The 17,195-nt window shown below is 66.3% G+C and carries 13 protein-coding genes; 10 read left to right on the top strand and 3 right to left on the bottom strand.

The genetic code is table 11. The features are described 5' to 3' along the window. Nucleotides 1–15: 15 nt before the first annotated feature. Genes PS060_RS00370 through PS060_RS00355 form a run of 4 tightly spaced genes read left to right on the top strand, consistent with a single transcriptional unit; the run spans nucleotide 16 to nucleotide 4,904 of the window. Nucleotides 16–1,284 (top strand): sarcosine oxidase subunit beta family protein, encoded by a 1,269-nt coding sequence (locus tag PS060_RS00370; RefSeq protein WP_273984760.1) that lies wholly within the window; start codon nucleotides 16–18, stop codon nucleotides 1,282–1,284. Continuing rightward, nucleotides 1,284–1,556 carry a sarcosine oxidase subunit delta gene (locus PS060_RS00365; RefSeq protein ID WP_273984759.1) on the top strand — a complete coding sequence of 91 codons (273 nt, stop codon included), beginning with the start codon at nucleotides 1,284–1,286 and terminating at the stop codon, nucleotides 1,554–1,556. The genes PS060_RS00370 and PS060_RS00365 overlap by 1 nt, the downstream gene beginning before the upstream one ends. After that, nucleotides 1,553–4,414, top strand: a complete 2,862-nt coding sequence (locus tag PS060_RS00360) for a 2Fe-2S iron-sulfur cluster-binding protein (RefSeq protein WP_273984758.1) — start codon at nucleotides 1,553–1,555, stop codon at nucleotides 4,412–4,414. The genes PS060_RS00365 and PS060_RS00360 overlap by 4 nt, the downstream gene beginning before the upstream one ends. 58 nt (nucleotides 4,415–4,472) lie before the next feature. Next, on the top strand, nucleotides 4,473–4,904 hold the full coding sequence (locus tag PS060_RS00355) for a hypothetical protein (RefSeq protein WP_273984757.1): 432 nt from the start codon (nucleotides 4,473–4,475) through the stop codon (nucleotides 4,902–4,904). Between the two features lie 33 nt (nucleotides 4,905–4,937). On the opposite strand, the gene PS060_RS00350 is transcribed toward PS060_RS00355, so the two are convergent. Together PS060_RS00350 and PS060_RS00345 are read right to left on the bottom strand one after the other, a co-directional pair. Continuing rightward, nucleotides 4,938–6,086: a cytochrome P450 gene (locus tag PS060_RS00350; protein WP_273984756.1), complete on the bottom strand. Its 1,149-nt coding sequence runs from the start codon at nucleotides 6,084–6,086 to the stop codon at nucleotides 4,938–4,940. Next, nucleotides 6,083–7,696 carry an alpha-amylase family glycosyl hydrolase gene (locus PS060_RS00345; protein ID WP_273984755.1) on the bottom strand — a complete coding sequence of 538 codons (1,614 nt, stop codon included), beginning with the start codon at nucleotides 7,694–7,696 and terminating at the stop codon, nucleotides 6,083–6,085. The genes PS060_RS00350 and PS060_RS00345 overlap by 4 nt, the downstream gene beginning before the upstream one ends. 144 nt (nucleotides 7,697–7,840) lie before the next feature. Between PS060_RS00345 and PS060_RS00340 the strand changes: the two genes are divergently transcribed. After that, a complete protein-coding gene (locus PS060_RS00340; RefSeq protein WP_443112427.1) occupies nucleotides 7,841–9,379 on the top strand; it encodes an MFS transporter in 1,539 nt (512 codons plus the stop codon). Beyond that, nucleotides 9,376–10,902, top strand: a complete 1,527-nt coding sequence (locus tag PS060_RS00335; protein ID WP_273984753.1) for an alpha-amylase family glycosyl hydrolase — start codon at nucleotides 9,376–9,378, stop codon at nucleotides 10,900–10,902. The genes PS060_RS00340 and PS060_RS00335 overlap by 4 nt, the downstream gene beginning before the upstream one ends. 4 nt (nucleotides 10,903–10,906) lie before the next feature. Here PS060_RS00335 and PS060_RS00330 read toward each other — a convergent pair whose 3' ends face one another. Further along, nucleotides 10,907–11,743 carry a helix-turn-helix transcriptional regulator gene (locus PS060_RS00330; RefSeq protein WP_273984752.1) on the bottom strand — a complete coding sequence of 279 codons (837 nt, stop codon included), beginning with the start codon at nucleotides 11,741–11,743 and terminating at the stop codon, nucleotides 10,907–10,909. 229 nt (nucleotides 11,744–11,972) lie between these two features. On the opposite strand from PS060_RS00330, the gene PS060_RS00325 reads away from it, so the two are divergent. The 4 genes from PS060_RS00325 to PS060_RS00310 all read left to right on the top strand — a co-directional run bounded on the left by PS060_RS00325 (nucleotide 11,973) and on the right by PS060_RS00310 (nucleotide 16,813). Beyond that, entirely contained in the window at nucleotides 11,973–12,785 is an 813-nt protein-coding gene (locus PS060_RS00325) for a hypothetical protein (protein WP_273984751.1), read from the top strand. A 4-nt stretch (nucleotides 12,786–12,789) separates the two neighbouring features. Then, nucleotides 12,790–14,991 (top strand): GH92 family glycosyl hydrolase, encoded by a 2,202-nt coding sequence (locus PS060_RS00320; RefSeq protein WP_273984750.1) that lies wholly within the window; start codon nucleotides 12,790–12,792, stop codon nucleotides 14,989–14,991. A gap of 200 nt (nucleotides 14,992–15,191) precedes the next feature. After that, complete coding sequence (locus tag PS060_RS00315) at nucleotides 15,192–16,103, top strand: hypothetical protein (RefSeq protein WP_273984749.1); 912 nt, start codon at nucleotides 15,192–15,194, stop codon at nucleotides 16,101–16,103. Beyond that, nucleotides 16,100–16,813 carry an ATP-binding cassette domain-containing protein gene (locus PS060_RS00310; RefSeq protein ID WP_273984748.1) on the top strand — a complete coding sequence of 238 codons (714 nt, stop codon included), beginning with the start codon at nucleotides 16,100–16,102 and terminating at the stop codon, nucleotides 16,811–16,813. The genes PS060_RS00315 and PS060_RS00310 overlap by 4 nt, the downstream gene beginning before the upstream one ends. The last annotated feature ends 382 nt before the right edge of the window (nucleotides 16,814–17,195 follow it).

Here is a 17,195-nt window from a genome sequence, read left to right as displayed (position 1 = left end):
AAGTGGGATCAATCCGTGACATCTGCCCCGCACAAGCCGGCTCGCTATGGCGCCTTCTCCCTCCTGCGCGGGGGGCTGAACCGCCAGTCGCACTGGACGCCGATCCTCAACGAGCCCGATGCGCCCGAGCGCCATTACGATGTCGTCATCATCGGCGGCGGGGGGCACGGGCTGGCGACAGCGCATTATCTGGCCGCCAATCACGGCATCACCCGGGTCTGCGTGATCGAGCGCGGCTGGATCGGCGGCGGCAACACCGGGCGCAACACCACGGTGATCCGCTCCAACTACTTCTTCCCGCAATCGGCCGCGCTCTACGACCTGTCGCTCGGGCTTTACGAAGGGCTGTCGAAGGCGCTCGATTACAACATCATGTTCTCGCAGCGCGGCATGTGGATGCTGGCGCATGACCGGCACGGGATGGAGATGTTGCACCGTTCGGCCAATGCGATGCTGCTGAACGGGGTGGATGCCGAACTTCACGATGGCGCAGGCGTGCGCGCCCGCATCCCCGGCCTCAATCCGAACCCCCGCTTCCCCATCCTTGGCGGGCTGCTTCAGCCGCGCGGCGGCACGGCGCGGCACGATGCGGTGGCCTGGGCCTATGCCCGCGCGGCCTCGCGCGCAGGGGTGCATATTCTCCAGAAGACCGCTGTGACGGGCCTCAGGCAGCAGGGCGGGCGGATCACGGCGGTGGAAACCTCACGCGGAACCATCAGCTGCGACCGCGTGGTGGTGGCGGTGGCAGGCCATAGCAGCGAGGTCGCCGCGATGGCCGGACTAAGCCTGCCGATCCAGTCCTTCGCGTTGCAGGCCTTCGTCTCCGAACCGGTCAAGCCGTGCCTCGATACGGTGCTGCTCTCGCCCGCGACCGGGGTCTATCTGTCGCAATCCGACAAGGGCGAGCTGGTGATCGGCGCGGGGCTCGATCTGTTCATCTCCTACGCGCAGCGCGGCAGCCTGCCAGTGATGGAGCAGGCCGCAGCCGGCGTAATCGAGCTGTTCCCGCAGTTCTCGCGCCTGCGGTTTCTGCGCCAGTGGGCGGGGATCTGCGACGTGGTGCACGATAGCTCCCCGATCCTCGACGAGAGCGCGATTGCAGGCCTCCATTTCAACTGCGGCTGGGGCACCGGCGGGTTCAAGGCGATCCCGGCGGGCGGCTGGCTGACCGCGCACCATGTTGCGACCGGGAGAGCGCACCCGATCGCGCAGCCCTTCGGCTTTGGCCGCTTCACCTCGGGCGCCATGATCGACGAGGCTGCCGCCTCGGGGATTGCCCACTGATGCTGGAAATCGCCTGCCCCTGGTGCGGCCCCCGGCCCGAGGCCGAGTTCCGCTGCGGCGGAGAAAATCCGATCATCCGCCCGCCGCTCGATTGCAGCGATGAAGAGTGGGCGGCCTATCTTCATCATCGCACGAACCCCAAGGGGTTGCACCGCGAACGCTGGCACCATGCGCTCGGCTGCGGGATGTGGTTTGCCGTCACTCGCTCGACCATCGATCACACCATCGTCGAGACCGCCCCGCTCGGATCGGCAGCGGAGGAGGAGGCATGACCGGCTTTCGTCTCGGCCACGGCGGCAGCCTGATCGATCGCGACCGGCGTATCGAATTCGTCTGGGGCGGGCGCCGCCTCACAGGGCTGGCGGGGGACAGCCTCGCCTCGGCCCTGCTGGCCAACGGCGTGTCGATCCTCGGACGCAGTTTCAAGTATCACCGCCCGCGCGGGCTGCTGGCGAGCGGGCTGGAAGAGCCCAATGCGATTGTCCAGTGGCAGGAAGGGGCGCTGACGACGCCCAACCTCAAGGCGACAACGCTCGAGCTTTACCAAGGACTCGCCGCCGCGCCGGTCAACGCATGGCCATCGGCCAGCTTTGACCTCATGGCGGTCAACGGGTGGCTCAAGCGCTTCATCCCCGCCGCTTTCTACTACAAGACCTTCATCCGGCCCGACTGGCACTGGTTCGAGCCTGCCATCCGCCGGGCAGCGGGACTGGGGCGGGCTCCGGTCGCGCCCGATCCCGACCGCTACGAGCAGCGCGTTGCCGAGGTCGACTGCCTGATCGTCGGCAGCGGACTTGCGGGTCTGGAGGCAGCACAAGGTCTGGCGCAGCAGGGCCGCAAGGTCATGCTGGTGGAGACTGATCCTCATTTCGGCGGCGCCATTTTCGGTCCCGCGCAGGCCGGGGAGCGTGCCGAGGCGGCGCGGCTTGCCGCGTTGCTCGCCGCGCACCGCGATGTCACGCTGCTGCCCCGAACCACGGTTCTGTCGGTGCAGGATCACGGCTTCGTCACCATGCTCGAGCGGCTGACCGATCACCTGCCCGAGGCGGAGCGGGATGGCCCCCGCCAGCGCCTGTGGAAGGTCCGTGCGCGCGAGATCGTGCTCGCCACGGGAGCACACGAGCGCCCCTTGGTCTTCGCCGGTAACGATCTGCCCGGCGTGGTGCTCGCTTCGGCAGCGGGACTATTGCTCGAGCGGCAGGCGATTGCGCCGGGCCGCCGGATCGTGCTGGCAGCGAATAATGACCGCGCATGGGACACCGCGCTCGCGCTGGCTGCAGCGGGGGTGACCGTCGCCGCGATCCTCGATGCCCGCCCGCACGTCGATGTGGCAAGGTTGAAGGCGGCGCAGGGGCTGGGCATTGCGGTGGCGCTGGAAACCGTGCCCTGGCGCGCGCGGGGACGGCGGCGGGTCACGGCGGTGGAGGTTGCGCGTCTTGGGGCAGACGTTCGGGTGATCCGCTCCGGCGGCGCGATCCCCTGCGATGCGCTGCTGGTATCGGGCGGGTTCAGCCCCGTGGTCCATCTCCACGGGCAGGCCGGCGGGGTATTGCGATGGGATGAAGCAGCGCAAGCCTTCTGCGCTGCCGACGCGGCCGGCCCTGTCCGCCTCATCGCTGCCGCCGCTGGCAAAGGGCTCGGCCATGTCCGCCCTGTCTGGCACGTCTCTGCCGACCCCGAACAGCCCAGCGCCGAGGCCTTCGTCGATTACCAGAACGATGTCACCGCCGCCGACATCGCGCTTGCACGCCGCGAATCCTTCCGCGCGGTCGAGCATCTCAAGCGCTACACCACGCTCGGCATGGCGAGCGATCAGGGCAAGACCTCGAACGTCAACGGCCTTGCCATCATGGGCGCGCTGGAGGGTCTGGCCCCGGACGCGGTCGGCACCACCCGCTTTCGCCCCCCCTACGAACCGGCAACGATCGGGGCCTATGCGGGGCACCGTGTCGGCCCGCACCTGCGCCCGCTGCGCCGCCTGCCCGCTCACGAGGCGCATGCCGCACTTGGCGCAGCATTCGAGGAATACGGCCTGTGGACCCGCCCCGCCTGCTATCCCCGCGGCGGCGAAGACGAGGCGGCCGCCGTGCTGCGCGAGGCCGCCGGTGTGCGAGCAGGGGTCGGCCTGTTCGATGCCTCGCCGCTCGGAAAGATCGAGGTCAAGGGCAGAGATGCGGCAACCTTTCTCGATCGGCTTTATGTCGGGCGGGTCTCGACGCTGAAGCCCGGTGCCTGTCGCTATGGTCTGATGCTCAACGAGCACGGCATCATCATCGACGATGGCATCGTCGCCAGGCGCACCGAGGATCATTTCCTCGTCGGCACCACCAGCTCCAACGCGGGCATGGTGCAGCGTCATATGGAAGAATGGCTGCAGTGCGAATGGCCCGATCTCGAAGTGGCGATCGGGGATGTGACGCAGGGGTGGGCGGTGATGAACCTCGCCGGCCCTGCCGCACGCAGGGTGCTCGCGCAGCTGGAGAGCGACATCGACCTCGCGCCTGACGCCTTCCCGCACCTGGCCCACCGCGAAGGCGTGCTGGAGGGTGTGCCCTGCCGCATCCAGCGGGTCAGCTACTCGGGCGAGCTGAGCTATGAAATAGCCGTCCCGTCTCGTTACGCGGCAGCGCTCCATGCGCGGCTGATGGAAGTGGGCAGGGATTGCGGGATCATGCCTTTCGGGATTGAGGCGCTGATGGTGCTGCGGGCGGAAAAGGGCTTCCTTCACCTCGGCTCCGAAACGGATGGAACGACCTTCCCCGACGACGTCGGCTTTGGCGGGCCGGTGCGCGCGAGGCGCGATCATTTCGTCGGGCGGCGGTCATGCCTCATGCCCGAGGCAACGAGGGTCGGACGCCGGCAGCTGGTGGGGCTGGAGAGCAAGGAGGGCACCTGCCTGCCGGTCGGTGCCCATGTCCTCGAAAGCGACGTCTCAGGACGAAGTGCGGGTTGGGTGACGACCTCGGTGTTCTCGCCTGCGCTCGGCCGTCCGCATGCACTTGCCATGGTGGCCGATGGGCGGAGCCGGTTGGGCGAGGAGGTGGTGGTGTGGAATCTGGGGCGCAGGATGGCGGCCCGGATCATTCCGGCCGCGGCATTCGATCCGGAAGGGGAGCGGATGAATGGCTGAGCTTTCCGCTACCCCAATGCCGGCACCAGAGCTGGACATCGCCCTTGCATCCCGCCCCATGCTTTACCGCGTCGTCTCGCCAGCAAGGCTGGCTCAGCCTGTGGTCATGCCGTTTGCCGGAGCGGCGCAGCTTGCGATCGGCCGTGTCGCCACGATTGCCGGAAGCGATGTCTTCTCGGTCGCACCGGGCGAATGGTTCGTCCGCTTGTCGCCCGGGGCAGTGCTTCCCGAATGGCATGAAGCGATGCTTGTCAGCAGCTGCTGCGACAGCCACATCGAATGGCGGATTTCATCCGACGGGCTCGACGCGATTTTCAGACGATTTGCTTCTCATGCGCCACCCATGCTCGCGCCGGGTCAGGCGATGGTGCTGGGGATTGCCGGAGAACGGATGATGGCCGTGCGTCTCGCGACCGGCGAAGCCCTGCTCTATCACGAAGCCGCTTTGCTCGACTGGTTTGCAGGCTTGCTCCGAACGATCCAGATGTGAGTGTGGGCCCATATGGCTTGGCGCTGCTCGCCGCTAGCTTGCGTGCAGACGCACCTTGAGCGATTTGAAGCCAACCTCGCGGGCGACCGTGCCAAAGTTTTCGCACCCGCGCTCATGCGACAGGATGTCGATCGCGGACGTCAGTTCGCCCAGCTGCCGGATCAGCGCCCGCAGGATCGCGCGCGCCTGTGCCGCGCCAAGGCAATTGTGGTGGCCGCTGCCGAAGCCCAGGTGCGGGTTCGGCATCCGGTCGAGCCGGATTTCGGTTGGCGCGTCGAACACGGTCTCGTCGAAATTGGCCGATGCCCAGCACAGCGAGACCCGTGCGTCGGGTGCCACCCGGTAGCCCCCGACCTCGGTTTCTCGCGGACAGACCCTTCCGATGTGCGTCAAGGGCGAGGTGACGCGGACAAATTCCTCCACCGCAGCCGCGATCCGCTTTGGTTCCGCCCGCAAGAGTTCCAGCGCAGGACGGTTGACCGCGAAGTAGGCGATGATTTCCGCAATCGCGGTGATCACCGTGTCGCGCCCTCCGGCGAAGGTGAGGTTGGCGATTCCGATCATCTCCTCGTCGGTGAGCGGACGGCCATCGAGGCGCATCCGCGTCATCGCGCCGAACAGGTCGTCGCCCGGCTCCGCCCGCGCCGCCGCGATCTGGCGGCGGATGTAACGATCCAGCACCGAGCCCTTTTCGGCGCTGTCAGACCCGTCGCGGAAGACGTGGATGCCCCAACCGATCCATTCCTCGGCCGCGCTTTCGGGCATGCCGAGCAGGTGGGTCAGCGCGAGGGACTGAAGCGGCAGGGCAAAGCCGCGCACAATCTCGACCTCGCCAGCACCCAACAGCGGCGCGAGCACGCGTGCCACCAGCGCCTCGATCCGCGCGGCATAGGCGGGGGAGGCGGGTTGCATGAAGATCGGCTTCAGGAGATCACGCGCTGCCTTGTGGAGCGGAGGGTCGGCCTCGATCGGCAATTGCCGCACGGATCTGACCCCGCGTTCGTCCGGGATCGGCACCCGGCAAGGCGCATCCGAGCTGAAGGTCTGCCAGTCCTTTGCCGCCTGCCGCACGGCCCGGTGGCCGAGGATCATCGGGATCGGCTCGCCTTCGAAATCGGCGAGCAAGACGCCCTCGCCGCGGCGGATGGGCGCGAAGGGATCACGGTCGAGAGGATCAGTCATTGGGGCTCCGCCAGAATTGCACCGAAGGGTCCAAGCACCTGCGGCCCGGCATCGGCGCCGATCCGCAGCACTGGTCGCCAGCCGTCAAGCAGCGGGGCGGGGCAGGGATCGGGAGTGGGGTTGAACATGCAGCGCAGGCGATCAGCGCCAGCCTGCCGGTCGAATGCGATGAGCGGCGGCAGGGCATCGCACCATTCGAGTGAACCGGTCCGGAGAGCTGGACGCCCTTGGCGCAAAGCGACAAGCTGACGGCACACATGAAGGATCGATCCCGAGTGGGCTTCCTGCCGATCAACCGCGTGGGCGCGGTGTTCGGGCGCGAACATCAGCCACGGCTCGGCCTCGGAAAACCCGCCATGCGGAGCATCGTGCCGCCACGGCATCGGCGTGCGCGCACCGTCGCGCCCATGTGTGTGAGGCCAGTTGGCGATCGCTTCGGGATCGCGCAGTGCCGCGAAGGGAATGTCGGCTTGGGGCAGACCGAGTTCCTCGCCCTGATAGAGGAAGATATTGCCGCGCAGCGCGATCAGCAGCGCAAGCGCAAGGCCCGCCGGTAGCGGGGTTCCATCCGGCACGGCCCAGCGCGATACCACGCGGGGCGCATCGTGGTTGGAAAAGGCCCACGACGGCCAGCCTTCATCCGGCTCTCCGTTCCATCCGGCCAGCGTTTCGCGCAAATGGGCCGCGCTGAGCTGCGGGGCGGACAGGAACGCGAAGCTGTAGGCACTGTGGAGCCGGCTTTCGCCCGCAGTGTAGCGCTTCATCTCGTGCTCAGCCCACTCGCCGCCGATCTCGCCTACCAGAAAGGCCGCGCCATATCCGTCAGCAAGGGCGCGCAGACGTTCGAGGAACCCAAGGAGTTCAGGCTGCGACTGGTTGTGAAGATGGCTCTGGAAATCGAACGGGCGGTTGCGCGGGCGATCGGGCGGGGCGGGGGGATTGTCGGGCAGGGCGGGATTGTGCACCGCCATGTTGATCGCGTCGAGCCGAAACCCATCCACCCCGCGCTCCAGCCAGAAGCGCATCACATCCAACAACGCGTCCTGCACTTCGGAGTTGTGATGGTTGAGCTGCGGCTGCTGCGGCAGGAAATTGTGCATGTAATACTGGCGGCGGCGCGGCTCCCAGGTCCAGGCTGGGCCGGTGAAGACTGACTGCCAGTTGTTGGGCGGGCTGCCATCGGGCCGGGGATCGGCCCAGACATACCAGTCTGCATGGGGATCATCAGCGCCTGACCGGCTGGCCATGAACCACGGGTGCAGATGCGAGGTATGGGCAAACACCAGATCGACCAGCACCTTCAGACCCAGTGCGTGGGCCTTTGCCAGTAGCGCATCGAAGTCCTCCAACGTTCCGAACTGCGGATCGACATCGCGATAATCGGCAACGTCATAGCCGTAATCATGCATCGGCGAGACGAAGAAGGGCGAAATCCACACCGCGTCCACGCCGAGCGAGGCGACGTGTTCGAGCCTCGCGGTGATGCCCGGCAGATCGCCGATCCCATCGCCGTTGCTGTCGGCGAAGCTGCGCGGATAGATCTGGTAGATTGTCGCTCCGCGCCACCATGGCGCGCCGTCCTGCGGCCCTGATCCTGCGCTTGTCGTCATCCCGCTGCCCATCACAATTGCGCCGTTCCTGTGGGGCAGCGGGAGCCGGTCTGTCTCCTGCGATCAAGCCGAGTGCAAGATAACGACAGGTTTTCGCAGGTTTCGGCCAAGCAAGCAGCCCATACGCTGGTGGCACGAGCAGCTATGGTGGTGCCGACAAGCACCGATGGCGGTGTGCGCAGGCCAGCAGATGGCCTGACCGGACGAGAGGGGAGAGCGGGTCTGTTCGGGATTCAGGATCGCATCGGCACAGCGACGGCTCAGTGCATCAGCGCGCCGCCGACAGGCACGCGCTCGCCAGCCTTTGCAATTATCCTGAGCCTTCCCGCAACCGCCATGGGGTTGGCCCTGTCGGTGCAGATTTCCGTGCTGAGCTGGATTCTTGCCACGCGCTACGGCTTTGAAATCGAGGAGATCGGGTTAGTCTGGGCCGCAGGGCCCTTGGCGGGGATCGCGGGTCAGTTGTTGATCGGCGCGCTAAGCGACCGCGTGTGGCTGCTTGGCGGTCGGCGGCGGCCTTTCATCCTCATTGGCGGCGTGGCGGCGGCCGTGTCGCTGCTCTTGCTGCCCCGGATCGGCGAGATTTCCGGCGCTCTGGGCCTCGCGAGCATCATGGCCGTGGCGGTGACTGTGGCGCTGACGCTCGACCTGGCCGTCAATGTCGGCTTCAATCCTGCCCGCAGCCTGATCGCCGATGTCACCGAAGAAGGCGCCGAGCGCACCCGCAGTTTCTCGCTCATGCAGGTGGTCTCGGGCAGTTTCGGGGTCGGCGCCTATGCGCTTGCGGCCGCCTTCGGCAATGATGTGCTGATCCATGTCGCGGCAGGTCTGGTGCTGGTGTTCACCCTTCTTCCGGTGATCCTGATTTCCGAGCCGCGCGAACTTGGCGCGCCCCCGGCCGCTGGCGATCCGGCACCCACCCTGACCCCGGCGCGTCTTGCTTTCGCCATATCACCGCTGTGGGCGCTGCTGGTCTACGATCTCTATGGTTTTGCTCTGCACCTTTTGGGCATCGCGCCGCAGGGCTATGCGGCCGAACTGCTGTGCGCTGGCGCAAGTGTGCTGCTGATCCTTCATGCCTTTATCCGGCAGGGCGGACCTGACGGCACCTTCCGCCGGATCATCGCCGCGAGCGCCCTGACGTGGCTGGGCGTGCAGCCGATCTTCGTGTTCATGGTCAGCTTCCTGCAAGGCCGCATGCCGGCGCTTGGTGCCGAGGCTCTCGGGCAGGTCACGAGCCTTGCCTTCCTCGCCATGAACGCAGTTGCCGCGCTTGCGCCATTGGGACTTGGCTGGCTGGCGCGGGCGTATGATCCGGTGCGGGTGCATATCGCCGCGCTCGGCCTGATGGCGCTGGGCTGCGCCGGCGTCTGGCTGGCGGTGGCAGAGCCCTGGCAGCTCTACGGCCTGATGGCGCTTTGCGGGATCGGCTGGGGAGCGATTGTCAGCCTGCCCTTTTCGATCATGTCCAGCCATGTCGATGGCGCGCGGATGGGGCTGTTCATGGGCTTGTTCAACCTGTCCATTGTCCTGCCGCAGCTGCTTTCCAGTCTCGGCATTGCCCGCCTTGTCGCCGCCGCCCCTGACAAGGGGCTGATTTTCGCGCTGTCCGGCGGGTTCCTGCTGCTCTCCGCCCTGGCGTGGTTCCCGCTTCGCTCTCCCCAACCGAAGGTGACCCAATGAACCGATTGGCCTGCGCTCTGGCTGCCCTGACCCTCGCCTTGCCCGCCGCGGCCCAGCCGCCCGTCCCGGCTGATGTTCTGGAGGGAGAGGTGGTCTATCACGTCTTCCAGCGCAGCTTCCGCGACAGCAACGGCGACGGCCATGGCGATCTCGAAGGGGTGCGCCAGTCGCTGCCCTACCTGCGCTCGCTAGGCGTAACAGCGGTGCTGATGACCCCGCTCTACCCGAGCCGTGTTTATCACAATTACTTCGCCACCGATTTCGAAGGGATCGACCCCCGTTATGGCACCCGGGAAGACCTGCAGAAGCTGATCGCCGATGCCCATGCGCGGGGCATGAAGATCTATCTCGACATGGAGTTTCAATACCTCGCCGAGGGTCATCCGTGGTGGACAGCCGCGCTCGCGGACCGCAATTCGCCCTATGCCGACTGGATGCTGTGGGACGACCGCGCAGCCGGGATTGCCGAGGAAGGCCCGTTCGGACTGCGCGAGATCGCGCATTTCGGCCGCGACACCCATGGGGTGACGACCGTTGCCCTGAAGCACCCCGAGGTGCGCGCCTGGTTCGATCGCTACCTCATGGGATGGGTCGATCCCGATGGGGATGGCCGGTTTGATGACGGAGTCGACGGCTTCCGGCTCGATCACATGATGGACGATCTGGATGACAAGGGTCTCCTGACCGACCTGTTCCGCGATTTCTGGAATCCGGCCTTCGCCAAGCTGCGCGCCGCGCGCCCTGATTTGGCTTTCATCGCCGAACAGTCGGATTGGCAATATGGCGAGGATTACCTCGCCCGTTCCGACGTGAGCGCGGTCTTCGCCTTTCCGATCCACGATGCAATCCGCAAGTTCGACAAGGCTGCGTTGGCCCAGGCGATGAGGCGCACCGCCGCAATTACTCCGGCGGGAAAGACCCAGTTGCTCTTCGCTGAGAATCACGATGTCAGTCGCATCGCCTCGGATCCCGGAATTACCCCGGAAAAGCTGCGAACCGCGGCCGCCCTGATGTTCCTGCTGCGCGGCACGCCGATCCTTTATTACGGGCAGGAACTGGGGATGCGCGGGGCAATGGACGCGGGCTATCCGACCGACGAGAACCATATCCCGGTGCGCGAGGCCTTCAAATGGGCCTCCACCGACGCGGCACCCGGTCAGGCGCTATGGTATCGCCGCCCCGGCGAGCGCTACTGGGATCAGCGCTATGCCCGCGATCATGATGGGGTCTCGGTCGAGGAGCAGGACGGCAAGCAGGGCTCCTTGCTCGAGCATTACCGCCGCCTTGCCGCCCTGCGTCAGGCGCATCCGGCGCTTGTCAGCGGTGCGCAGCGGGTCTTGGAAAGCCCCGCTGGCCTGCTCGCCGTCGAACGTAGCGGCGGCGGGGAACGGCTGGTGATCCTCGCCAATCTCACGCCAGCGCGGTTCACGCCGCCTGCCGCGCTGGCGCAAGGAACCGTTCTCCTCGGCGGACCGGGCGGGGCGCTGCGGGCGTGGCAGACTGCTGTCTACCGTTTGCCCTAGGCAGTCATGCGCCGCGCGCGCGGTGCAGCTGGCGGAAGGTGGTGGGGGACACACCGTAGCGTTTCTGGAACGCGGCGGAGAAGTGCGAGGGGTTGAGGAAGCCCCTCGCATAGGCGATTTCTGACACGCGCGCGCCCCCGGTGGTGAGATCGCGGGCCGCCGCGCGAAGGCGGTATTGGCGCGCATATTCCGCAAAGCCGACCCCGAACTGGGCCGAGAATGCACGCGAGAAATAGCTCGGCGACAGGTGGCAGCGCGCAGCCGCTTCCTCGAGCGTCACCAGCCGCCCATCCGTGCCGGCAACCAGATCGAGCGCCGGACGCAGGCGGTGAAGCGCAGCGCTGACTGGCTGCCCACTTGCCGCCGTATCGGCCGGAAACTCGCCCAGCAGCAGACGGGTCAGCGCCAGCACATCGGCGGCGCGCCCGCCTTGCCCTGCCAGCGCTGTCAGCCAGTCAAAGGCTATTGCGATCCGCGTCCGCTCCGCGCCCTCCGGGCAATGGATGCGGGCCTGTTCGAGCGCCTGTCCTTCGCGTGCGGGATCGGCGATCGCGGCCGGATCGCAATGCACGATCACCCAATGCGTCGCCCCCGCTTCGAGGCGGAAGTCATGGGCTGCCATCGGCGGCAGCCACAACAAGGTGCCCGCTTTGATAGGGAGGTCTCCGGCTTCGGTAATGACGTGCCCATTTGCGTGGTGGAACCAGATCAGTTCCGCAGGCTCATGGAAATGCGGAAAAGGGGCTGGGGCGTCCGAACCGGCCGGCCGCTCGACCGCCTCGACCCGCACCGAGGTGGCTGCCGCAAGGGCGATAGGTTCGCATAGGGTGCCGCTGTCCACAGGACAAGAATAGGACAATGTGAAGCCCCGGTCAGCCCCCTGCCGCCATGATGAAGATAAAGAGCTCCTTCGAACAACAAGGATACGACACGAATTCGCAGGCACCAGAAACGTGATCCTCGCCTCAGCGTCTTCCGTGCGGGGTAATCATCGGGTCTGGCAAGAAGAGCGAGAGGCACCCACCGTGATCCTGAGGCGCGATATATGTCTGGGTGGGATGGCGCGGCTTGTGCCCGACTCTGTCGGCCACGGGCTCGGTCTTGCTGACCAGCTCGCCCTGCTGGGTAGCTACGGTTATCGAGGCGTTGTCGCGTGGGACAGCTGGGACATGATCCACGACGCCGGGCTGATCCCCTGCGGCATGGGCCGCATCCTTGCTCCGGAAGAGGCCCTGCCGCTGGCCCGCCGCCATGCCGATGTGGGGCTCGACTTCACCACGCTCCATGTCGGCGCCGGGTTCGAGAGCGATGACGAAATGATCCGCCTCGCCGAGGCAGTGCTGGAAGCAGCCGCCGTGACCGGCCATGCCCTTCACATTGAGACCCACCGCGCGACGATGACGCAGGACGTTCGCCGCACGACCGAACTGGTGGCGCGCTTTCCCGAGCTCTCCTTCACGCTCGATTTCTCGCACTGGTATACCGGCCACGAGATGACCTACGGGGGCGAATTCGCCGAGCGGCTGGCGTGGTGCGATCCGGTTTTTGCCCGTGTCGCAAGCATTCAGCTTCGGATGGGGACAAGCGGTGCGATCCAGCGCCCGCTCGATCCCAGCTCGCAACACTACGCCGACCATGTCGCCGCGCTTGATCGATGTCTGGCTGTACGGGCAGACAGTGCAGATCCGCCGGGGGTTTTGCCAGTCGCGCCCGAACTGCTCCCTGCATGGCTCGGCGAGGGAAGCGAGGCGCGCCCGATCCATTACGCCGACGAGACCGAGACCTCCGACCGTTTCGCCGAGGCGCTGGCGCTCTCGGAGCTTGCTGAAGGGTGCGCGGGACAGGCGCGATCGCGAACTGCTGGGGGGCAACGGAATGGTTGAAGTGATGCGTTGGGGCAGGGTGATGGCTGGGCTGGTGCTGGCCTGCTGGGCGATGCTCGCGGCGGCGCAGGAGCGGGAGGCGCCGCGACCCGGGCCGCTCGTGTCCCACGTCGATCCCTTCATTGGCACCGACGGCACTGGCCACACCTTTCCCGGCCCGGCCGCGCCTTTCGGCATGGTGCAACCCGGCCCCGACAACGGTAACACCGGGTGGGAGTATACATCGGGCTACCAGTACCGCGCGCCGCACATCCTCGGCTTTTCACAGACCCGGGCGAGCGGCACCGGCATTCCCGAACTAGGCGATGTCCTGGTGATGCCGAGCCGCATCCGCCGCCCCGACTTCGCCAGTGCCTATGACAAGGCGAGCGAGACCGCGCGGGTCGGCTACTACGCCGTAACCCTGCGCGAGAATGACGTACGGGTGGAACTGACTGCGAGCGAGATGACCGCCTTCCACCGCTACACCTTTGCGGGTGGCGGCGGGCGGGTTTGGGTGCTGGTCGACTTGCAGCACGGCCTGACCTTCCGCACCGATCGCCAGCCGGTGCTCGAATCGCACGCCGTGGTCACGCGCGACGGGATCGAGGGCTGGCAGCGCCGCGCCAACTGGACCACGCGCACGGTGGCCTTCGCGCTGGCCTTCGATCACCCGGTTGCCGCGCACATCGAACTTCCCCGGCGTGAAGGCGATGCGGCGCAGCGATATCTGCTCGCCTTCGACCTGCCGCCTGCGGGCGTGCTGCAGATGAAGGCGGGGCTCTCCAGCGTCGATGTCGAGGGCGCCCGCGCCAACCGCGAGACCACCCCAGGCTGGGACTTCGACGCCGTCGCCGCTGCCACCGCCGCCGCGTGGGAGAGCCTGCTCTCCCGCGCCACGATCGAAGCCCCCGCACGCCAGCAGCGCATCTTCAATACTGCGCTCTACCACGCCTTCCTCCACCCCAGCCGGATCAGCGATGCCGACGGGCGCTGGCGCGGGCCGGACGGGATGGTGCGCAAGGCGGACAAGGGCATCCGCTATTCCACCCTGTCGCTGTGGGACACCTTCCGAGCCGCCCATTCGCTCTACGCCCTGCTGGTGCCCGAGCGGGTCGACGATTTCGTGCTGACCATGCTCGATCACGCCGATGCGACGGGCCGCCTGCCGATGTGGACGATCTGGGGCGGGGAGACCGGCACGATGATCGGCGAACCCGCCCTGCCGGTGATCGCCGAGGCATGGGCGAAAGGCTTCCGCGGCTTCGACGGCCAGCGCGCGCTCGCCGCGATGGTCCGAACCTCGACCGAGGACAGCCGTATCGGTTCCTCGGTCGAAAGCGGGCTTTCGACCTGGTCGCTCTACGAGAAATTCGGCTATTACCCCTTCGACGTTGCAGGCGGCGAGACCGTGTCGCGTACGCTCGAAGCGGGGATCGGCGACGATGCCACTGCGCGCATGGCGGCGATGCTGGGCGAGACGGCGCTGGCGGAGCGATTCCGGGCGCGGGCGGGCAATTGGCGCAACCTCATCGATCCCGAATCCGGCCTTGCGCGCGGGCGCGACAGCAAGGGCCAATGGCGCACGCCCTTCGATCCACTGATGCCGACCTCGCCGCTCAACAATCCGGGCGACTATACCGAGGCCAATGCCTGGCAATATAGTTGGACGCCGGGCCTGTTCGATCCCGAGGGGTTGATCGAGGCGATGGGCGGGCGCGAGGCGTTCCGCCGCAAGCTCGACACCTTCTTCTTCGATCTCAAGCCCCTCGAGGGCTGGGCCTATCTCGGGCAGGAGGCGATGATCGGCCAATATGCCCACGGCAACGAGCCGAGCCACCATATCGCCTGGCTCTATGCCTATACGGATCGCCCCCAGACCGGGCAGGCCTTGGTTCGCAGGATCGCGCAGGACTTCTATACCGACACTCCGCAAGGGCTGATCGGCAACGAAGACGCGGGGCAGATGAGCGCCTGGTATGTATTTGCCACGCTGGGGTTTTATCCCGTCGTTCCGGCCAGCGGTGACTATGTATTCGGCCGCCCGCTGGTCGAGCGCGCGCAACTCAAGCTCGCCAATGGCAAGGTGCTGACCATCACCGCGCCTGCGCCTGGGCAGGAGATAGCCCGATCATCCCATGCTGTCTTGCGCGGAGGGCCGCTGTCCAAACGGGTCAATCATTCAGATCTGCTCGACGGCGGCGCGCTTGTCTTCGTCGATGAATAGAAACGGGTCGCTTGGTCTTGGCTTACTGTGCCGATACCCTGCACTGTGATACTCCCCGCTGCTCTGCGCTGTCAGCTGGAATCGCCGCGGAAAATGATCGCTAAACTACTGGAACCCTCTTGCGCTTTGTTCTTGTTAAACACGATGCGGCTATAGCGATTGCGTTCCTCCGCGGATTGAGCAGACGTGCGAGCGACGGCTTGACGCTCCTCGCTGTTTTGCCGCTCCTTGTCCTGTTCGCGCGCGCCTGGATTGCCACTTTGCCCGGTGATCTTCGCCAGCTTGTCGCGGTTAGCGGCTTTTGGCTGCTTGCCACTATTGTGGCGAACGCGCTGGTCGAGCGCTTGTGGTTCCACCGAACGGAGGGCATTCTTGCGCGTGATGCCCAGCGCTGCCAGGACGGGATCGCATATGTTCTGCCGCTGCTGCTCGGCGGTATTGCAGCAGCGTTCGGCATACTTGCCCTGCTCGGCCTGTTCGCCGCGGACAGCGTGGTGTGGGCCGGCTGCACGGGGGTGTCGGCAGGCCTGCTGCTTCCCTTTGTCCGTGTCCACATGCGCAACGGGTGGAGCCGCTTTGCCCCTTTGCGCCTGCGCCTTCTCACCCATCAGCAACTTTCCCTTACCGCAGCGGCGGCGCTTTCGGCGGGGGTCGGCATCGTCAGTCTGGCTATCCCTTCCGCGCACCACCTTGATGCTGTTGCCGTCGCGCTCTACGCCGTCGGCGTCGTCCTGCTAACGGGGGCGGTCGATGCGCGGGTCGTGCGCTACATGACGCTGGTGGGACACGGGAGCGCATCGCTGCTGGGCCATTGGCTGCCGCGTCAGATCGCCTTGCTCGGCCCTCTCGTCGCCGTGCTGCTGGCGGCGCAGGAGCCGGTTTCAGCGACAGTCGCGGCGACCATCGCTGCGGCGCTTCCGATGGTGACCGCCTTGCGTATCTTCGCCTATCGTGCCGTAAGCCGCCTCATGGCAGATTGGACGGTGGCCATCATCACCCTTGTGGCAGTCTATGCCGGCTTCACTGCGCTTCCGCTCGGACCGACAGTGATGGTCGGGGCCACCATTTGGCTTTCCCGGCGCGGCGCGGACGCCAAGTGGCTGCTGGCATGACGGCGGCGCTCGCCATGACCGCTGTCCACGTCAAGCGCGGCGGACAGCCAATTGTGCAGGACGTCAGCGCGGTGATCTCGCCTGCCAGCTGGTTTGGAGTGATCGGCGCTAACGGGTCGGGCAAGACGACGCTGTTGCGGGCGATCGCCGGACGCTTGCCGATTTCGCAGGGGAGTTGCAGGGTTTTAGGCGAGGAGTGCGCGCAGGATCGCGGTGCGCGCGCACAGGCCATCGGCTTTGCGCCTCCGATCGAACACTTTCCGGCATCGCTTCGCCTAAGCCAACTCATCGAGCTGGCAGGCGATCCTGTCGACACTCAGCGTCAGCGGAACGAGGACTTGTGGAATGCGCTGGGGCTCACGGCGCTGCTCGATATTCCCGCAGGCGAATGCTCGTCCGGGATGCGCCAGCGCGCTGCCATCGCACTCGCCTTTGCCAGGCCGTGCCCGATCGTCATTCTGGATGAGCCGTTCAACTGGCTTGATCCCGTTGCGGCCTTCGATATCCGCGCTGTTTTGGCCCGGTTGGTGGCAGATGGGCTGACGCTGATCACCGCGCTGCACGATCTGACGACGCTCTGCGGGTTCTGCGATAGCGGCATCGTGATGGCCAAAGGGCAGGTCAGCCTCACGCTCGATACCGATACGCTGCGCGCCGGGCGCAATGACTCGGCCCGGTTCGAAAGCAATCTCGTGCAGGCGCTGCGATGACTGTCCTTATGCCCGAACCGTCGGCATTGGGCGGCCATACTGTTGGTCCGTTTGTTCACATCCATCCGGATTAAGCCAGGAATTCTGGGGTATAATAGGGGGCACAATCCGACAAGCCTGAAGGTTATGACTTTGTAAAATAATCGGATCATGCGGTTTTTCGAACCCCACCGTCCCGCCAGCATTCTTCAAAGCATGACCGGCAGAGCAGCGATCCCTGTCATATTGGGTCAACCCTTGTCCCGCTGCGATTGGGGGCGGCGGTGACCCGGCAGGCGCAAGCGGGGATGCGCGTCGGGGTGGCGCGCGGGCCGGGGCTTGAATTGACAGGCAGTGTGCTATTTCATAGCGTCGGCGGCCCAAGGGCGCGCGGCCCTGCACA

The sequence above is a fragment of the Erythrobacter sp. BLCC-B19 genome (assembly GCF_028621955.1).
Lineage (GTDB): Bacteria > Pseudomonadota > Alphaproteobacteria > Sphingomonadales > Sphingomonadaceae > Erythrobacter.
The sequence above is the reverse complement of the archived record's forward strand: the minus strand, read 5'-3'. Positions and strand labels throughout refer to the sequence as shown.